Annotated in this window: 16 protein-coding genes and 1 tRNA gene; 7 read left to right on the plus strand and 10 right to left on the minus strand. The window is 66.8% G+C overall.

Going from position 1 to position 16,180, the window contains the following annotated elements; all coding sequences use genetic code 11:
• Nucleotides 1–412 precede the first annotated feature (412 nt).
• From BXU08_RS18790 to nadA, 6 genes are all read left to right on the plus strand, one after another.
• Nucleotides 413–781 carry a BlaI/MecI/CopY family transcriptional regulator gene (locus BXU08_RS18790; protein ID WP_077511618.1) on the plus strand — a complete coding sequence of 123 codons (369 nt, stop codon included), beginning with the start codon at nt 413–415 and terminating at the stop codon, nt 779–781.
• Nucleotides 778–2,265 (plus strand): M56 family metallopeptidase, encoded by a 1,488-nt coding sequence (locus BXU08_RS18795; RefSeq protein WP_077511620.1) that lies wholly within the window; start codon nt 778–780, stop codon nt 2,263–2,265. Before BXU08_RS18790 ends, BXU08_RS18795 begins: the two co-directional genes overlap by 4 nt.
• Nucleotides 2,266–2,545: 280 nt before the next feature.
• Complete coding sequence (locus BXU08_RS18800) at nt 2,546–3,403, plus strand: MBL fold metallo-hydrolase (RefSeq protein WP_077511622.1); 858 nt, start codon at nt 2,546–2,548, stop codon at nt 3,401–3,403.
• Nucleotides 3,385–4,083: a DUF4230 domain-containing protein gene (locus BXU08_RS18805; protein ID WP_077511624.1), complete on the plus strand. Its 699-nt coding sequence runs from the start codon at nt 3,385–3,387 to the stop codon at nt 4,081–4,083. Before BXU08_RS18800 ends, BXU08_RS18805 begins: the two co-directional genes overlap by 19 nt.
• A 57-nt stretch (nt 4,084–4,140) precedes the next feature.
• Nucleotides 4,141–4,929, plus strand: coding sequence for a hypothetical protein (locus BXU08_RS18810; protein WP_253190443.1), 789 nt, complete (start codon nt 4,141–4,143; stop codon nt 4,927–4,929).
• Nucleotides 4,930–4,975: 46 nt separating this feature from the next.
• Nucleotides 4,976–6,004 (plus strand): quinolinate synthase NadA, encoded by a 1,029-nt coding sequence (nadA, locus tag BXU08_RS18815; RefSeq protein ID WP_077511626.1) that lies wholly within the window; start codon nt 4,976–4,978, stop codon nt 6,002–6,004.
• Between the two features lie 10 nt (nt 6,005–6,014).
• On the opposite strand, the gene map is transcribed toward nadA, so the two are convergent.
• From map to dinB, 3 genes are all read right to left on the minus strand, one after another.
• A complete protein-coding gene (gene map, locus BXU08_RS18820) occupies nt 6,015–6,803 on the minus strand; it encodes a type I methionyl aminopeptidase (RefSeq protein ID WP_077511628.1) in 789 nt (262 codons plus the stop codon).
• Nucleotides 6,787–7,011: a ParD-like family protein gene (locus BXU08_RS18825; RefSeq protein ID WP_077511630.1), complete on the minus strand. Its 225-nt coding sequence runs from the start codon at nt 7,009–7,011 to the stop codon at nt 6,787–6,789. Before BXU08_RS18825 ends, map begins: the two co-directional genes overlap by 17 nt.
• Before the next feature lie 234 nt (nt 7,012–7,245).
• The gene (gene dinB, locus BXU08_RS18830; protein WP_077511631.1) at nt 7,246–8,352 is read right to left on the minus strand and encodes a DNA polymerase IV; all 1,107 of its coding nucleotides are present in this window, start codon (nt 8,350–8,352) and stop codon (nt 7,246–7,248) included.
• A 242-nt stretch (nt 8,353–8,594) separates the two neighbouring features.
• Between dinB and nadC the strand changes: the two genes are divergently transcribed.
• Nucleotides 8,595–9,440, plus strand: coding sequence for a carboxylating nicotinate-nucleotide diphosphorylase (nadC, locus tag BXU08_RS18835; protein ID WP_077511633.1), 846 nt, complete (start codon nt 8,595–8,597; stop codon nt 9,438–9,440).
• Between the two features lie 178 nt (nt 9,441–9,618).
• On the opposite strand, the gene BXU08_RS18840 is transcribed toward nadC, so the two are convergent.
• From BXU08_RS18840 to aroA, 7 genes are all read right to left on the minus strand, one after another.
• The gene (locus BXU08_RS18840; protein WP_077511635.1) at nt 9,619–10,029 is read right to left on the minus strand and encodes a DUF4112 domain-containing protein; all 411 of its coding nucleotides are present in this window, start codon (nt 10,027–10,029) and stop codon (nt 9,619–9,621) included.
• A gap of 23 nt (nt 10,030–10,052) precedes the next feature.
• Nucleotides 10,053–11,516, minus strand: a complete 1,464-nt coding sequence (locus BXU08_RS18845; RefSeq protein WP_077511637.1) for an ABC transporter substrate-binding protein — start codon at nt 11,514–11,516, stop codon at nt 10,053–10,055.
• Between the two features lie 103 nt (nt 11,517–11,619).
• Nucleotides 11,620–11,706: transfer RNA gene (locus BXU08_RS18850), tRNA-Leu, on the minus strand.
• 78 nt (nt 11,707–11,784) lie between these two features.
• Complete coding sequence (locus BXU08_RS18855) at nt 11,785–12,063, minus strand: integration host factor subunit beta (RefSeq protein WP_077511639.1); 279 nt, start codon at nt 12,061–12,063, stop codon at nt 11,785–11,787.
• A gap of 169 nt (nt 12,064–12,232) precedes the next feature.
• Nucleotides 12,233–13,945: a 30S ribosomal protein S1 gene (rpsA, locus tag BXU08_RS18860; RefSeq protein ID WP_077511641.1), complete on the minus strand. Its 1,713-nt coding sequence runs from the start codon at nt 13,943–13,945 to the stop codon at nt 12,233–12,235.
• A gap of 253 nt (nt 13,946–14,198) precedes the next feature.
• Nucleotides 14,199–14,822 carry a (d)CMP kinase gene (gene cmk, locus BXU08_RS18865; protein ID WP_077512634.1) on the minus strand — a complete coding sequence of 208 codons (624 nt, stop codon included), beginning with the start codon at nt 14,820–14,822 and terminating at the stop codon, nt 14,199–14,201.
• A gap of 9 nt (nt 14,823–14,831) precedes the next feature.
• Nucleotides 14,832–16,157, minus strand: a complete 1,326-nt coding sequence (aroA, locus tag BXU08_RS18870; protein ID WP_077511643.1) for a 3-phosphoshikimate 1-carboxyvinyltransferase — start codon at nt 16,155–16,157, stop codon at nt 14,832–14,834.
• Nucleotides 16,158–16,180: the final 23 nt, after the last annotated feature.

The raw sequence follows: 16,180 nt of genomic DNA on the forward strand, positions 1-16,180 counted from the left end.
CGAAGGCCGAACCTGGCAAATGGGTAGGACGCCGGCCAACGCTCCAGCCTTCGCTGAATCACGAAATCGCTCGAACCCGCCGAGTCGCGCATCGATGTGGGGAAACCCGGGTCGGGTGGGTCGACGCGAGACCGGTAAGTAAGCGGTCGACCCACCCTGGAATGAAGCGTCAAAACGCTCGGGTGCGCTATACTTTGCACTCGCCGTGCCAGTTTCCGCCAACCGCGGTTTTCCAATGCCTTCAGTGGTTAACGTCACAATTCACCACCGCACGCCTGTAAATTTCCCCGACAGGCAGGGCCCCGGTGGCTGCGGTCACCGTAGCCGCTGTCAGAATCCATTCATCCAGCGTTCACCCCATTGACTACAGACGTAATCGAGACGATTACACAAGTAGTCGAAAGAGGGACTCATGACCGAACGGATCAGCGACGCCGAACATGCCGTGATGGAAGTGCTCTGGGAGGAGTCGCCGCTCACGGCGCAGGAAGTGGCCGAGCGTGTGCCCGCCGAGCGGGACTGGAGTGCGAACACCGTCAAGACGCTGCTCGGGCGCCTGCTCGCCAAGAGCGTCATCGCCCATGAGGAAGACGGTCGCCGCTATCGCTACCGGCCGCTGGTCGATCGCGTGGACTATGTCGGCGGCGAATCGCGCCGCTTCATGGACCGGCTGTTCGGCGGCAAGCTCACGCCCCTGGTCGCACATCTCGCCGAGCGCGACGCGATCACCGACCAGGACATCGCCGAGATCGAAGCGCTGCTGAAGGAGCTGAAGTCATGATCGGCTGGGCACTCGAGACCTTCGTCGCCACCACGCTGCTGATGCTGCTCGTGCTGGCGGTCCGTGCGCCGGTGCGGAAAACGTTCGGGCCGCACATGGCCTATGCGTTGTGGCTGCTGCCGGTGGCGCGCCTGCTCCTCCCGCCGCTCCCGCAAAGCTGGCACGAGCAGGCGGCGGCCCCGGTCGCCGCGGCGAGCGACATCGTCGCGATCTATATCGTCGAGCCGCTCGGCGCGGCACCTTCGGCCGGCGCCGAAGCCAGCTTCGGGCTATGGATGGTGGTATTGCTGGCCTGGGCGCTCGGCGCTGCGGCATTCCTCGCCTATCACCTTATCGCGCACGGTCGCTACACCGCCAATCTGCTGCGCCGCGCGCGCATCGACCGGACGGTTGCGCAGGGCAAGGTCCGCGTGATCGAGACCGACGCCGCGCACGGCCCTTTGGCCTTCGGCGTCTTTCGCAAATATGTCGCGTTCCCGCGCGATTTCTCGGAGCGCTATGACGAGCAGGAGCGCGATCTCGCGCTCGCCCACGAGCTCGGCCACCACATTCGCGGCGACTTGATCGCGAACTGGGTCGCGCTGATCGTCCTCGCGCTCCACTGGTTCAATCCGATCGCCTGGCGGGCCTTCCGCGCCTTCCGCGCCGATCAGGAAATGGCTTGCGACGCCCTCGTGCTCGCCGGCCGCGCCCAGGCACTGCGCCATGCCTATGGCCGTGCGATCGTCAAGTCCGCGCATGGGGGTGCGGTCTCGGCGGCCTGTCACTTGCACACGATCAACGAAGTCAAAGGGAGGTTACGCATGCTTTCGAAGACCCGGCAATTTTCCCCCACCCGCGCTGCCACCGGCCTGATCGGCATCGGTGCGCTCTCGGTCGCCGCGCTGGGGTTCACCGCTTCTGGCACCCAGGCGGCGGAGACGCTCAAGAGCAAGGTCGAGACCGTTACCGGCGTGGCGTTGGGCCAGGAAATGCCCGCGCCGCCGGCCGCGCCCGCCGCGGTGGAAGCCCCCGAGGCACCCGAAGCGCCCGAGCCACCCGCCGCCGTCGATGGCCCGCACAAGATCGAGCGCCACGTCTATCGCATCAGCGATGACAAGGACGGCAAGCGCATTCGCAAGATGGTCGACGGCAGCAAGGATGAAGTGGCAATGCCCGATGTCGAGGCGATCCGCGCATCGATCCCCGAGGTCCGCGACGGCAAGTGCGGCATGGGGCCCAGGCCCACCGTCGAGCACCGCACCGACAACGGCAAGAAGATCATGATCATCTGCACCGATCGGATCGAGATGGCTGCAGCCGATGGCGCGCGCATCGCGCTTCGCCACAAGGCAATGGGTATGGAGAGCGCCCGTATGGGCCTGCGCATGGCACGCCGCTCGATCGAGAACGAACCGAAAATCACCGGCGAAGAGCGCGCCAAGGCGCTCAAGGGCATCGACGAGGCTATGGCCGAGATCGACAAGCAGCGCGATCAGGACTGACGAGAGGGGAGGGGATTTCCGCAATAGCCCCGCGGAAACCCTTCAACGGCGGGGCCGGCTCAACTCCTTCGTAGCCGGCCCCGTTTCTTATTCGAGTATCCTCCCCCGCCTGGGGGAGGTAGCGCCGAAGGCGACGGAGGGGGGAGGTAGGCGACGAACAAGCCGCTTTGCTTCCTCCGCTCCGTCACGCCGCGCCTGATACCTTCCCCTGGCAGGGGGGAGGATTGCGGCGAACAGGCTTGGCCTTGTCTAAACCCCTGCCACCCGCCACATCCCCTGCATGATCGAGGCTCCCACTGGCGTCGCGCTCGCGGTCGAGCCGCTTGTCACGCGCGTCCTCGCCCCCAATCCGTCTCCCTTCACTTATACCGGCACCCAGGCCTATCTGGTCGGCACCACCGATCTCGCCGTGATCGATCCGGGCCCCGACGATCCCGCGCACCTCGACGCGCTGGTCGCAGCCATCGCCGGGCGCCGCGTCGTCGCGATCCTTTGCACCCACACCCACCGCGACCACAGCCCCGCCGCCGCGCCGCTCAAGGCCGCGACCGGCGCGCCGATCATCGGCTGCGCGCCGCTGACCCTGAACGACGCCGGCCCGCGCGCCGATGCCGCGTTCGACACGGCCTATACTCCCGATCGCATCCTCACCGACGGCGAGAGCATCACCGGCACCGGCTGGACGCTCACCGCGATCGCCACGCCCGGCCACACCTCGAACCACCTCGCCTTCGCGCTTCCCGAGGCCGGCGCGCTGTTCACCGGCGACCATGTCATGGGCTGGTCCACCACCGTCGTCGCGCCTCCGGATGGCGACATGGCCGCGTACATGGCCAGCCTCCACAAGCTCATGGCCCGCGAAGACCGCATCTATTACCCCGCGCATGGCGACGCGATCGAGAACCCCCGCCGCTTTGTCCGCGGCCTGCTGGGCCATCGCAAGCAGCGCGAGGGCCAGATCCTCCGCCTGCTCCGCGAGGACATCGGCGCCGTCCCTGCGATGGTCGCGCGCATGTATGTCGGCCTCGATCCGCGCCTCACCGGCGCCGCCGGCCGTTCTGTGCTCGCCCATCTGCTCGACCTGCGCGCCCGCGGCCTCGTCCAGGGGGAGGGCGACGCATGGAAGCTCGCGGCATGATGCGCTGGGGTTGCCTAAAGTTCGGGGCGCTGCTCGCCGCGGTCGTCGTCGCGATCCTCGCCGGCTTCTGGTTCCTCGGCGACACGATGAAGAGCCAGTTCCGCGGCCCCGACCCGGTCACCGTCGCCCAGGCCAGCCTGCAAGGGCTGCGCGAGCAGAACCGCCTGTCCACCTTCGCCGCGCGCTATGTCGCGGTGGTCACCTCGCGCCAGAGCCGCCTTGGCATGACTGCCGAGAAGACGCTGATCATGCCCGGCATGGTCCGCTACGAAGTCGATCTCGCCAAGCTCCAGCAGAAGAGCCTCGCCTGGGATGCAGCCAATAAGCGCCTGACGATCATCCTGCCGCCGCTCGAAGTGATCGGCCCAGACGTCGATCTCGATGGCATCCGCGAATATTCGCAAGGCGGCATGCTGATGCGCTTCACCGATGTCGAGAAGCAACTCGACGCCGCCAACCGCAAGGCCGGCCAGCAGGAACTCATCAACCAGGCCCGCAGCCCCATGCCGGTCAAGCTCGCCAAGGACGCCACTCGCCGCGCGATCGAACGCAGCTTCGCGATGCCGCTCAAGGCCGCGGGGCTCGACGCCAAGGTCGCGGTGTTCTTCCCCGACGAGCGCCCGACCGAGGATTGGGACCGCTCACGGCGCCCCGAGGATGTACTCGCCAATAAATGGTAGCTCGCCGCGCTGGCCTCGGTTAGCGTTCTCCCTTCGTGAATGTGAAGGGGATGGCACATGGCGACACTGGCGGGACCGCGCCCGGGATATGGCAGCGACGATCGTTTTTTCCTGACAATGGCAGTGGCGATGGCGCTGACCATCGTCGCCGGCTTCTCGCTGCAGCTGGCGATGGGCCGCTCGACCTTCGCCGCGCCGCCGCTCGTGCACCTCCACGCCTTCATATTCTTCGGCTGGGTTGCGCTCTACGTCACCCAGAACGTCCTGGTCACCCGCGGTTCGATCGCGCTGCATCGCCGGCTCGGCTGGCTCGGCGCGGGCTGGGCGAGCGCGATGATCGTCGTCGGCATCTACACCACCGTGACGATGGCGCGGAACGGCGCCACGCCCTTCTTCTTCCTCCCCGCCTATTTCCTCGTGATGAACGGCCTTGCGATCCTTTGCTTCGGCGGGCTGGTCGCCGCGGCGATCCTGCTGCGCAAGCGTACCGAATGGCATCGGCGGCTGCTGTTCTGCGCGATGGCGACGCTCACCGGGCCGGCGTTCGGCCGGTTGCTGCCGATGCCGCTGATGATCCCCTATGCCGAGTGGGGCGTATTCGCCGCCGTGATGATCTGGCCGGGAATCGCGATGATCGCCGACCTGCGCCGTCGCGGCCACGTCCATCCAGCCTTGTGGTGGGGCGCCGGCACGATCGCCGCAGTCCAGGCCGCAATGACCCTCGTCACCCATAGCGCGCTGGGCGTCGCGCTCTACGCCGCTGCCACCGCAGGCACGCCCGGTGCCGACGTTCCGCCGCTCGAGTTTCCGCCGCCGCCCGCTGGTCCCTTGATCACCGGGCGCTAGGGCGCCATTTGGGGCCCGTACCGCTTTCGGAAGGGCTCACGGACACATGGACGCACGCAACGGCATCGGCGGCACCCTCGCCGGGCTCGACCTTCGCGCCGAGATCGATCGGCTGCGCAAGGAGCGCAACGCCGTCATCCTCGCCCATTATTACCAGAAGCCCGAGCTTCAGGACATTGCGGACTTCGTCGGCGACAGCCTCGATCTCTCGCGCAAGGCCGCCGAGACCGATGCCGACGTCATCGCATTCTGCGGCGTCCGCTTCATGGCCGAGACCGCCAAGATCCTCTCGCCCGAGAAGATCGTCGTGCTTCCCGACATGAACGCCGGGTGCAGTCTGGAGGACAGCTGCCCGCCCGATCAGTTCGCCGCCTTCCGCGCGCAGCATCCCGATCACATCGCGCTGACCTACATCAACTGCTCGGTCGAAGTGAAAGCGCTCAGCGACATCATCGTCACCAGTTCCAGCGCCGAGAAGATCCTCAGCCAGATTCCGCTCGACCAGAAGATCATCTTCGGCCCCGATCGCAATCTCGGCGGCTATCTCACGCGCACGCTCGGTCGCGAGATGCTGCTCTGGCCGGGCGTATGCATCGTCCACGAGGCGTTCTCGGAAACCGAACTGCTCAAGCTCGAGGCGCGCTATCCCGATGCCCCCATCGCCGCGCACCCCGAATGCCCGCCGCACATTCTCGACCATGCCGATTATGTCGGCTCGACGCGCGGCATCCTCGATTTTGCCAAGAGCTTCCCCGGCGACACGCTGATTGTCGCCACCGAGCCGCACATCATCCACCAGATGGAAAAGGCGCTGCCCGAGAAGACTTTCATCGGTGCCCCCGGCGCCGACGGCAACTGCAACTGCAACATCTGCCCGTATATGGCGCTCAACAACATGGAGAAGCTCTACCTCGCCCTGCGCGACCTGAAGCCGCGGATCGAGATCGAGGAAGGCATGCGCCTCAAGGCCAAACAGAGCCTCGACCGCATGCTCGAAATGGCCAGTGCCAGCGTGGGACAGGGCGATCTCGGCCCGGTGCCGGCAGTCGGCGGGGATCCCCGGAAGGGCGACTGAGCGCCGCCGTTCAGGCCGCGATCTTCATCCTGGCCGGCATGCCGGCTTCGTCGGCGCGCAGCGTCAGCACCGACACCCCGGAAGCGGTGACCGCGACGGTGTGCTCGAACTGCGCGGACAGCGAACCGTCGCGCGTCACCACGGTCCAGCCATCGTCCTCGGTTTGTACGCTGCGCCGGCCGCGATTGAGCATCGGCTCGATCGTGAAGGTCATGCCTTCGCGCAGGACCATGCCGGTCCCCGGCTTGCCGAAGTGGAGGACCTGCGGCTCCTCGTGCATCTCGCGGCCGATGCCGTGGCCGCAATATTCGCGCACCACTGAATAGCCGTTGCGCTTGGCGTGGCGCTCGATCGCGAAGCCGATATCCCCCAGCCGCGCGCCCGGACGGACCGCGCCGATGCCCAGCCACAAAGCTTCGTACGTCGTCCGAACCAGCCGCCTGGCCGCCGGATCAACATCGCCGACGAGGTAGGTCTTGCTCGAATCGGCGATATAACCGTTCTTCTCCAGCGTGATGTCGAGATTGACGATGTCGCCGTCGCGAAGCACGTCCGACGCCGAGGGCACGCCGTGGCAGACCACCTGGTTCACGGAGGAATTGAGCACGAAGCCATAGTCATATTGGCCCTTGCTAGCCGGCCGCGCCTCTAGATCGTCGACGATGAACCGCTCGACCAGCGTATCGATCTCAAGCGTCGACATGCCGGCGAGCGTGGTCCGGTCCAGCATCTCGAACACCGATGCCAGCAGCCGGCCGGATTTGGCCATCAGCGCCAGTTCTTCAGGCTGCTTCGTCATGCTTCACGATTTCCAGCGGCTGTGCCGAAACGCCTGCGCTCCGATGCTCGCGCGCGACGATCTCGGTGAAGCTGAGCGTCGGATTGACCTCGCACAGCATGCCGATCTTGATCCAATACGCCGCCTGCGCATTGATCGAACGAAGCGAAACTCTGCTCGCCCGGCGCACCTGCTCGTGCAGGTCGTCCTCAATATTCACGATGCCCATCGCAGCCCTGCCATATGATTCGTATATGGATCGTATAGGCACTGCCTGCGGGGACGCCAAGAGGCCGCAAAGGTCGGCACTACGCTATCTTCCCGGGCTTTTCGCAACGGCGTCCATGACCTTCCGCTCTCCAGACAACCTTCGTTGACGCCGGCGTCGTCCGCCGTGGCGGCGAAGTTGACCATCAGGTTCTCCCGCCCGGCTCGATCACCCCCGGCCAGCGCAACGGGGACGCTAAAGCCGCCCTGCCAATTGATCGCCTCCCGCCCCGAACAGCGGCAGCGCCCCCGTCTCGGCCGCCTCCACCTCGAAGTTCGAAACCGTGACGCCGACCAGCCGGATGCCCTTTTCCGGCGGCAGCACCAGTCCGATCAGCTCGCGGCTCGCCGCGCGCAGCGCCTCGTGGCTGCGCACCACGCCCGCGAAGCTCTTGCTCCGGGTGATCTGCTTGAAGTCGGCGAACTTGACCTTCACCGTCACCGTCCGCCCGAATGCCTGCGCCTTGTCGCACCAGCCCCAGACATCATCGGCCATGCGCAGCACGCCTGCCTCGATCTCGCCCGGCTCGGTCAGATCGCGGTCGAACGTGGTTTCCGAGCCCGAGGATTTGCGCTCGCGCGACGGGTTCACCGGCCGCTCGTCCTGTCCCCGCGCGATGGCGTGATACCATTCGGCCGAGCTGCCGAAATGCTGGCGCAGGAAGTCGAGCGACTTGTCGCGCAGATCCGCGCCGGTCTCGATCCCCAGCCGCTTCATCTTGGCCGCAGTCACTGGCCCCACGCCATGGAAGCGCGACACCGGCAGCGTTTCCACCCACGCCGCGCCCATCTCGGGCGTCACGGCGAACTGCCCATTGGGCTTGCGCTGGTCCGAGGCAAGCTTGGCAAGGAACTTGTTGTACGAAATCCCCGCGGAGGCCGTCAGTCCGGTCTCCTCCAATATCCGCGCGCGGATCGCCTTCGCAGTCGCCCAGGCGGTCTCCAGCCCGCGCCGGTCGGCAGTGACGTCGAGATAGGCTTCGTCGAGCGACAACGGCTGGATCAGCTCGGTATAGTCGGCGAAAATCGCGTGGATCTGCCGCGACACCGATTTGTAGACCTCGAATCGCGGCGGCACGAACACCAGTTCGGGGCAGCGCCGCAGCGCCGTTACAGAAGGCAGCGCCGATCGCACTCCGAAGGTCCGCGCCTCATAGCTTGCCGCCGCCACTACGCCGCGCGCCGCCGCATAGCCCACCGCCACCGGCCGCCCGCGCAAGTCGGGCGCATCGCGCTGCTCCACCGACGCGAAGAAGGCGTCCATGTCGATATGGATGATCTTCCGGACGGGTGCATCGCTCACGCAGCCCGTCTAGCGCCGTTCGAACAATAGGGGAACGGTTTAGGTTGGCCGGACCTTGGTTAGGCTGATCCATCCCATCCCTGTTTGCCATGCGCGTGTCGCAGCACCGTTCTCCACTCCCGAAAGAATGGTGCCTCGACAAGCTCAGCACGAACGGGGCGGGCGAGGCGCGGGACGATAGATTGTGACGCGATACCGAACGCCCCGTTCCAACCGCGCCCATCTCGCGATACAGCACCCCCATGCCCTTCACCCTCGACCATTTCGACCTCGCTGCCTTCGTGCGCGCCACGCTCGCCGAAGATCTCGGCGACACCGGCGACATCACCTCCGCCGCGGTGATTCCCGCCGACGCGGTGTTCGAAGGCACGATGGACAGCCGCGACGCGATAACCGTCGCCGGACTTCCGATCGCCGAAGCATTCTTCCGCGCGCTCGACCCCGAGGCCGAGATCGAGCGGCTGGTCGAGGATGGGCAGAGCGTCCCGGCCGGCACTGACCTCCTCCGCCTGCGCGGCAAGGCTCGCGCGATGCTCACTGCCGAGCGTTCGGCGCTCAACACCGTCCAGCACCTCTCGGGCATCGCCACGCTCACCCGATCCTATGTCGATGCCATCCAGGGCACCGGCGCCAAGCTGCTCGACACGCGAAAGACCATCCCCGGCCTGCGCGTGCTCGAGAAATACGCCACGCGTATGGGCGGCGCGCAGAACCACCGCATGGGGCTGTGGGACGCGGCGATGATCAAGGACAACCATGTCGGCGTCGCCGGTTCGATCGGCGAAGCGGTGCGCCGCGCCGTCGCCGCGGGCATCGCCAGCATCATCGTCGAAGTCGACCGGATCGACCAGATCGCGCCTGCGCTCGACGCCGGCGCGACGCATCTGCTGCTCGACAACATGGCTCCGGAAATGCTGCGCGGGGCCGTCGCGCTGGTCGCCGGCCGCGTGCCGACCGAAGCTTCAGGCGGTGTCCGTCTCGACACGATCGGCGCGATCGCGGCCACCGGCGTTACTTATGTCAGCGTCGGTCGTCTCACCCAGTCCGCCCCCGCCGCCGATATCGGGCTCGACTTCACGGCCGCCTGAGCCGGCTTGTAATGTAGGATTTCGCCTGCTGTGCTGCGGTTGTGGAGTATCGGACGAACGGCTCCCCGCTCTTTGAATCCGTCGAACATGGCTTGGCCTTGGCTTTTCGAAAATTACGCGGCGATGTAATCTAATTGCCGGTTCACCGTAAAAACCATAAAAATGTCCCGGCCAAATCCTATTGCTCGATCGTCACGCTAGCCGGGTGATGCTTGTCGAGATGCTTCTTGATGATGCGCAGGTTGCGGGTGTTCGACCGGAAGAAAAGATCCGGGATCGCGCCAACCCAGGGGATCATCCCCAGCATCCAGTCGAACCCGACATTGCCTGCCATCCGCGCGACCTGGGTCTTCGACATGCCGAGGTTGCGCGCCTCCCACGCCATATACGCGCCCATCGCCGCGGCGACCGTCGTGCCGATGCCGGGGACGAGATCGAGTACCACGTCGAGGCCGACCGGAAAGCGGGTGCCGGGAATGGTGAAGCTGCGCTCCAGCAGATGCTCCATCGCCTCGATCCGCCGCCGGACGTGCGCGGGATCCTTGCCCAGCGGCAGGTTCTTCGCCGCCGCGCCGAATCCCGTTGCCATTCGCTCCGCCTTGGCCACCCGATTTACTCCGCTTCGTTTCGCAGATGGTTCAACGGGTGCCATGCCCGCGTGTTCCGCTGCCACGCCTCCAGCCGCAGCGCGACCAGAGACCAGCGCAGCGGCTGGGCAAGCGGGATATACGCCGCGTCGGCGGTCAGCGCCGCATCGGCCTCGGCAATGCGCCGCGCGCGTTCGGGCAGGTCGGGCGCCTCGCGGCCCGCTGCGATCAGCGCCATGGCCTGCTCCGAACAGGCGACGCATGCAGTCTGCACGAACCAGCGGCCGCTGTCATAGGGCGCGACTGCGTCGATCAGCCGCAGATCGGCCGCGTCGCCCGGTCCCACGCGTCTGGGCTCCACGCCGATCCACAGCATCGCTTCGGCCAGATGCGCCCAGACCAGCGTTGCCCCGGGCCCGGCGGGCAGCGCGATGCGCAGCGTCAGCGGTTCTGCATGTGCTCGCCGCCACGTTTGCACCCTTGCCCTTGCCGCCTCGCGGCGCGCGTCCAGCGTCAGCGCCGCCCAGCCCGGCAGCGCCGGTGATGCTGCGGAGTCGAGCTGGCTGGGAAGCAAGGTCTCCAGCGGCATCCAATCGGGTCGCACCGCCCGGGTCAGCGCCCCGCGGTCGATCGCCATCGCAATCGCAGCGCGGTTGGCCGGCTCGGCGAGGAAGCCCTCCCGATCGACCACCGCCAGCCCGAACAGCCCCAGCGGCTGGTCGAGGCGGATATTGGCGGGCGCCAGTTCGGCGGGCGCGACCAGCGGCCAGTCGACGAAGCTCCCGCCGAGGATCAGGTCGGATTCGCGTGCCTTGAACCGCGCCAGCGCCAGTGCAGCCCGTTCGCCGAGCAGATGAACGGTTTCCTCGGGCTCGGGCGCTCCCGTGTCGCGGCTGCGGCTCGGATCGGGGGCAGGGCGCAGCAGCACCCCGCGCGCCATCGGCTGGGCGAGGAACGGGCCGCTGCCGTCCAGCGTGCCGGTGCGGAACACCGCGAGTTCCGGCTGGGCGAACAGCTTGAGCAGATCGGGCCGGGGGCGCCGCAGGCGCACTTCGATCACCGTCGGGGTCATCTCGACGATCTCGTCGATCACTGCGAGGAACGGCGCCAGCGCGTTGCGGCTGCCCGGCGCGGCGGCCCGGCGCAGCACGCGCACCACCTGTGCTGCGGTGACCGGCGCGCCGTCGGGCCAATAGGCTTCGCGCAGCCGGAAGATGTAGCTGCGGCCATCGTCGATGACGATCCAGCGCTCCGCCAGCGCCGGCTCGATCTGGCCCGCCGCGTCGAACCGCACCAGCCCCTGCGCGGTCGCGCCCATCAGCACGCGCTGCGCGGTATCCAGCGGCCCGGCGCCCGGATCGGCTGCCTTGGCCTCGCCGCCGATCGCACTCACCACTACCGGCGCATCGTCCTTGCGCTGTCCGCTGCCGCATCCTCCCATCGCCAGCGCAAGGCCAAGCAGAATCACAGGAAGAGTCGATCGCTGCATCGGGGCATCCGCTCGTGGGAGACGAGGCGGGTGTATGGTCCGCACCGCGCGCTGCCAACCCCAATCCTGGTCAGCCGTCGCGGCAGCGAGGATCGGCAGGGGCTGGTGCGGACGGCGGGACTCGAACCCGCACGCCCCGAGGGGCAGAAGATTTTAAGTCTCCGGCGTCTACCGGTTCCGCCACGTCCGCACGAGTGACCTGCAAAACGCGAAGAGGCCGGAACCGTCAAGCGGTTCCGGCCTCTTCGCGTTTTAAAGGCGGTCTCGCTCAGACGTTGAGGCGGACGCGCATTTCCTTGCCGGGCTTGAAATAGGGGACGCGCTTGGCTGCGACGTCCACGGTCTCGCCGGTGCGCGGGTTGCGGCCGGTGCGGCCATCGCGTGCGCGGGTGGAGAACGCGCCGAAGCCGCGCAGCTCGACTCGACCGTCCTCGGTCAGCCGGGCAACGATTTCATCGAAGAATACCGAGACGATCTTCTCGACTTCCCGTGCCGAAAGGCCGGGATTGTCGTCGACCAGCATTTGCACGAGTTCCGAACGGATCATCCGCACCCTCCCTTGGCGCGCGCAGACGGGCGGTGTGTCCGGCGCGGCAAAATCCCCAACGGGGTTTGCTCTAGCGCCCTAATGCAACCTGCATCAAGGCGAAGATTAACAGTTCAGGGTTTTTTTGAGGCCGAAAGGGGGAAGCGGCAAACCGCTTCCCCCAACCGGATCAGTTCTTCTCGTTGCGGGCCTTGAGGGCCTCGCCGAGAATGTCGCCCAGCGACGCGCCCGAATCGGACGAGCCGTATTGCTGAACGGCCTGCTTCTCTTCGGCGATCTGCATCGCCTTGACCGAGAAGGTCGGCTTCTTCGAACGATCGAAGCCGGTGACCATCGCGTCGAACTTCTGCGCCACCTGGAAACGCTCCGGGCGCTGCTCGTCGCGGTCGCGGCCGAGATCGGTGCGCTTGATGAAGCCGGTTGCGCCGTCCTCGCCAACCTGAACCTCAAGGCCCGCGTCGCGGACTTCGAGAACCGTCACGGTGACGATTGCGTTCTTGTTGAGCTTGTCGCCGCCGGTCGCGGCGACCGCTGCCGAAGGACCGCCACGCTCGAGCTGCTTCATGCCGAGGCTGATGCGCTCCTTGTCGGGCTCGATCGCGAGCACGATCGCCTTAACGGTCTCGCCCTTGCGATGCAGGTTGAGCGCGTCCTCGCCCGAAATGCCCCAGGCGATGTCCGACATGTGGACCATGCCGTCGACGTCGTTGTCGAGACCGATGAACAGGCCGAACTCGGTAGCGTTCTTGACTTCGCCTTCGACTTCGGTGCCGACCGGATGGGCAGCCGCGAAGGCCTCCCACGGGTTGTTCTGCGCCTGCTTGAGGCCCAGCGAGATGCGACGCTTTTCGGCATCGACCTCGAGAACGACCACATCGACTTCCTGCGACGTCGAGACGATCTTGCCCGGATGGACGTTCTTCTTGGTCCAGCTCATCTCCGAGACGTGAACCAGGCCTTCGATGCCGGCTTCGAGTTCGACGAACGCACCATATTCGGTGATGTTGGTCACACGGCCGGTGAGCTTCTCGCCGACCGGATACTTGGCGGCGGCGCCATCCCACGGATCGCTCTCGAGCTGCTTCATGCCGAGGCTGATGCGCTGCGTGTCGCGGTTGATGCGGATGATCTGCACCTTCACCGTGTCACCGATGTTGAGCACTTCGCTCGGATGGTTGACGCGCTTGTAGCTGAGGTCGGTGACATGGAGCAGGCCGTCGATGCCGCCGAGATCCACGAACGCACCGTAATCGGTGATGTTCTTGACGACGCCGTCGATCACCTGGCCCTCGGCCAGCGACTGGATCAGGCCCGAGCGCTGCTCGGCGCGGGTTTCCTCGAGCACTGCGCGACGCGACACGACGATGTTGCCGCGCTTGCGGTCCATCTTGAGGATCTGGAAGGGCTGGGGGATGTCCATCAGCGGCGTGACGTCGCGCACCGGACGGATATCGACCTGCGAACCGGGGAGGAAGGCCACCGCGCCCGAAAGGTCGACGGTGAAGCCGCCCTTGACGCGGCCGAAGATGACGCCCTCGACGCGTGCGGTCTTGGCGAATTCGGTTTCGAGATTGTCCCATGCGGCTTCGCGGCGGGCGCGGTCGCGGCTGAGCATCGCTTCGCCGTTGGCGTTCTCGACGCGGTCCACATAGACCTGCACCTCGTCACCGACCTTGAGGTCCGCCTTCTGGCCCGGCGCCGCGAATTCGCGCAACGGCACGCGGCCTTCGGACTTGAGGCCCACGTCGATCACGGCGAGATCATTCTCGATGCCGGTGACGGTGCCGATGACGACGCGGCCTTCAAAGCTTTCTGCGCCGCCGAGAGTTTGTTCGAGGAGCGCCGCGAAATCGTCGCGGCTGGGGTTTGCCGTAGTGGCCATAGAGTTTCAGTTCCTACTTCACGTTTTTTCCGGCCGGCTGGTTGAATCCAGCGGTCTTGGAGGCCGAAATTGCCACGGCGGCCGAATGCCGGTCGCGGCATCCGGCGGACAAGAAGAATGCGGAGGCGCTAGACGCTTTGGCTGCGAAAAGGGCGCGCGAGACTCGGGTCTGCGCGCCATACCTCCGCGAGACTATGCCCGCAGGACGCGCGGCCCATAGCCGAACCGCGCTCGCGAGGCAAGGCGAGGGCAGTCAGCCCTTGGCACGTTCCTCGACCAGCGCGATCGCGCGCTGGATTGCGGCGTCGATCGACAGGAAGCTGGTGTCCAGCACCACGGCGTCCTCGGCCTGGCGCATCGGCGCGGACAGGCGCTGCGAGTCGCGCTCGTCGCGGGCGCGGATGTCTGTGAGCACCTTGTCGAGGCTCACATTGGCGCCCTGTTTGCGCAGTTCCAGATGGCGTCGCTGCGCGCGGATCGTCGGCGTCGCCTTGACGAACAGCTTCACCTGCGCGTCGGGCGCGATCACCGTGCCGATGTCGCGGCCGTCGAGCACGGCGCCGCCGGCCTGCTGCGCGAACTTGCGCTGGCGCTGGAGCAGGGCCGCGCGCACCAGCGGATGCGCAGATACTACCGAAGCCGTCTTGCCGACCTCGTCCGTCCGCAGCCAGGCGTCGTCGAGCAGGCTGTCCTCGAAACTGCAGGCGGCGACCGCGTCGGCCTCTATTGCCGGGTCCAGCGCCTCGCGCAGCACCGTCGCGGCGACGGCGCGATAGAGCAGCCCGGTATCGAGGTGCGGCATTCCATAATGCCGCGCGAGCGCACGGGCGATGGTGCCCTTGCCCGAAGCCGCAGGTCCGTCGACGGCGATGATCATGCTATTCACTTATTGCCCAAGTGCCTCGAGGGTCTGGAAGAAATCGGGATAGCTGGTCGCGACCGGCCCGACATCGTCGATCGTCACCGGACCGCGTGCGCCGAGCGCGGCGACGGTCATGCTCATCGCGATGCGGTGGTCGAGCTTCGAGGCCACCTGAGCGTTGCCGGGCAGGAGTTCGCCACCCGAGCCCTGGATCGCGAGCCCGTCCTCATACTCCTCGGTATGCACGCCCGCGGCTTCGAGCGCGGTGCGCATCGCGTCGATCCGGTCCGATTCCTTGACGCGCAGCTCGTGTGCGCCGCGGGCAACGGTGCGGCCCTGGGCGAACGCTGCCGCGACGAACAGGATCGGATATTCGTCGATCATGCTAGGCGCGAGTTCGGGAGGGACTTCGATCGCCTTGAGCAGTGCGTGCCGCACGCGCAGATCGGCGACCGCCTCGCCGCCGACGTCGCGCGCGTCGATCTCGGCGATGTCGGCGCCCATCAGCTTGAGCGCAGTGATCAGTCCGGTCCGGGTCGGGTTCATGCAGACATTGCGGATCAGTATCTCCGAGCCCGGCACGATCGACCCGGCCACCATCCAGAAGCCGGCGGACGAGGGGTCGCCAGGCACAATGAGGTGCTGCGGCTTGAGCTCGGCCTCGCCGGTGATCGAGATGATCTTGCCGTTCGGCCTGTCCTCGACGGTCAGCTCGGCACCAAACCCGCGCAGCATGCGCTCGCTGTGATCGCGCGTCGGCACCGGCTCGATCACGCGGGTGATCCCCGGCGTGTTGAGCCCGGCAAGCAGCACCGCCGACTTCACCTGCGCCGAGGCGACGGGGAGGGTGTATTCCATCGGCACCGCCGGATTGATCCCGCGCACCATCAGCGGCAGCTGGCCGCCTGGCGATGACGTGATATCGGCGCCCATCCTCGACAGCGGCTCGATGACGCGCCCCATCGGGCGGCCCGACAGCGAAGCGTCGCCGGTGAAGGTCGCAGTGATCGGGTGGCTGGCGACGAGTCCCATCAGCAGGCGCGTCGAGGTTCCCGAATTGCCCATGTCGAGCGCGCTTGTCGGCTGGAGCAGGCCGCCTACCCCGACGCCGTGAACGCGCCATACGCCGTCGCCCCCACGCTCGATCTGCGCGCCCATCGCGCGCATCGCCGCGGCAGTTGCCAGTACGTCTTCGCCCTCGAGCAGTCCCTCGATCCGGCTTTCGCCTACCGCCAGCGCCGAAAACATCAGCGCGCGATGGCTGATCGACTTGTCGCCGGGGACAGTGACGGTGCCGCGCAGCGGACCGCGCGCGGAGAGGGTGAGGGGGCGGGGCTCGGCGTGCGACATTGCGCGCGGCTTTGACAGCCGCC

This window comes from Sphingomonas sp. LM7, assembly GCF_002002925.1.
GTDB lineage: Bacteria > Pseudomonadota > Alphaproteobacteria > Sphingomonadales > Sphingomonadaceae > Sphingomonas.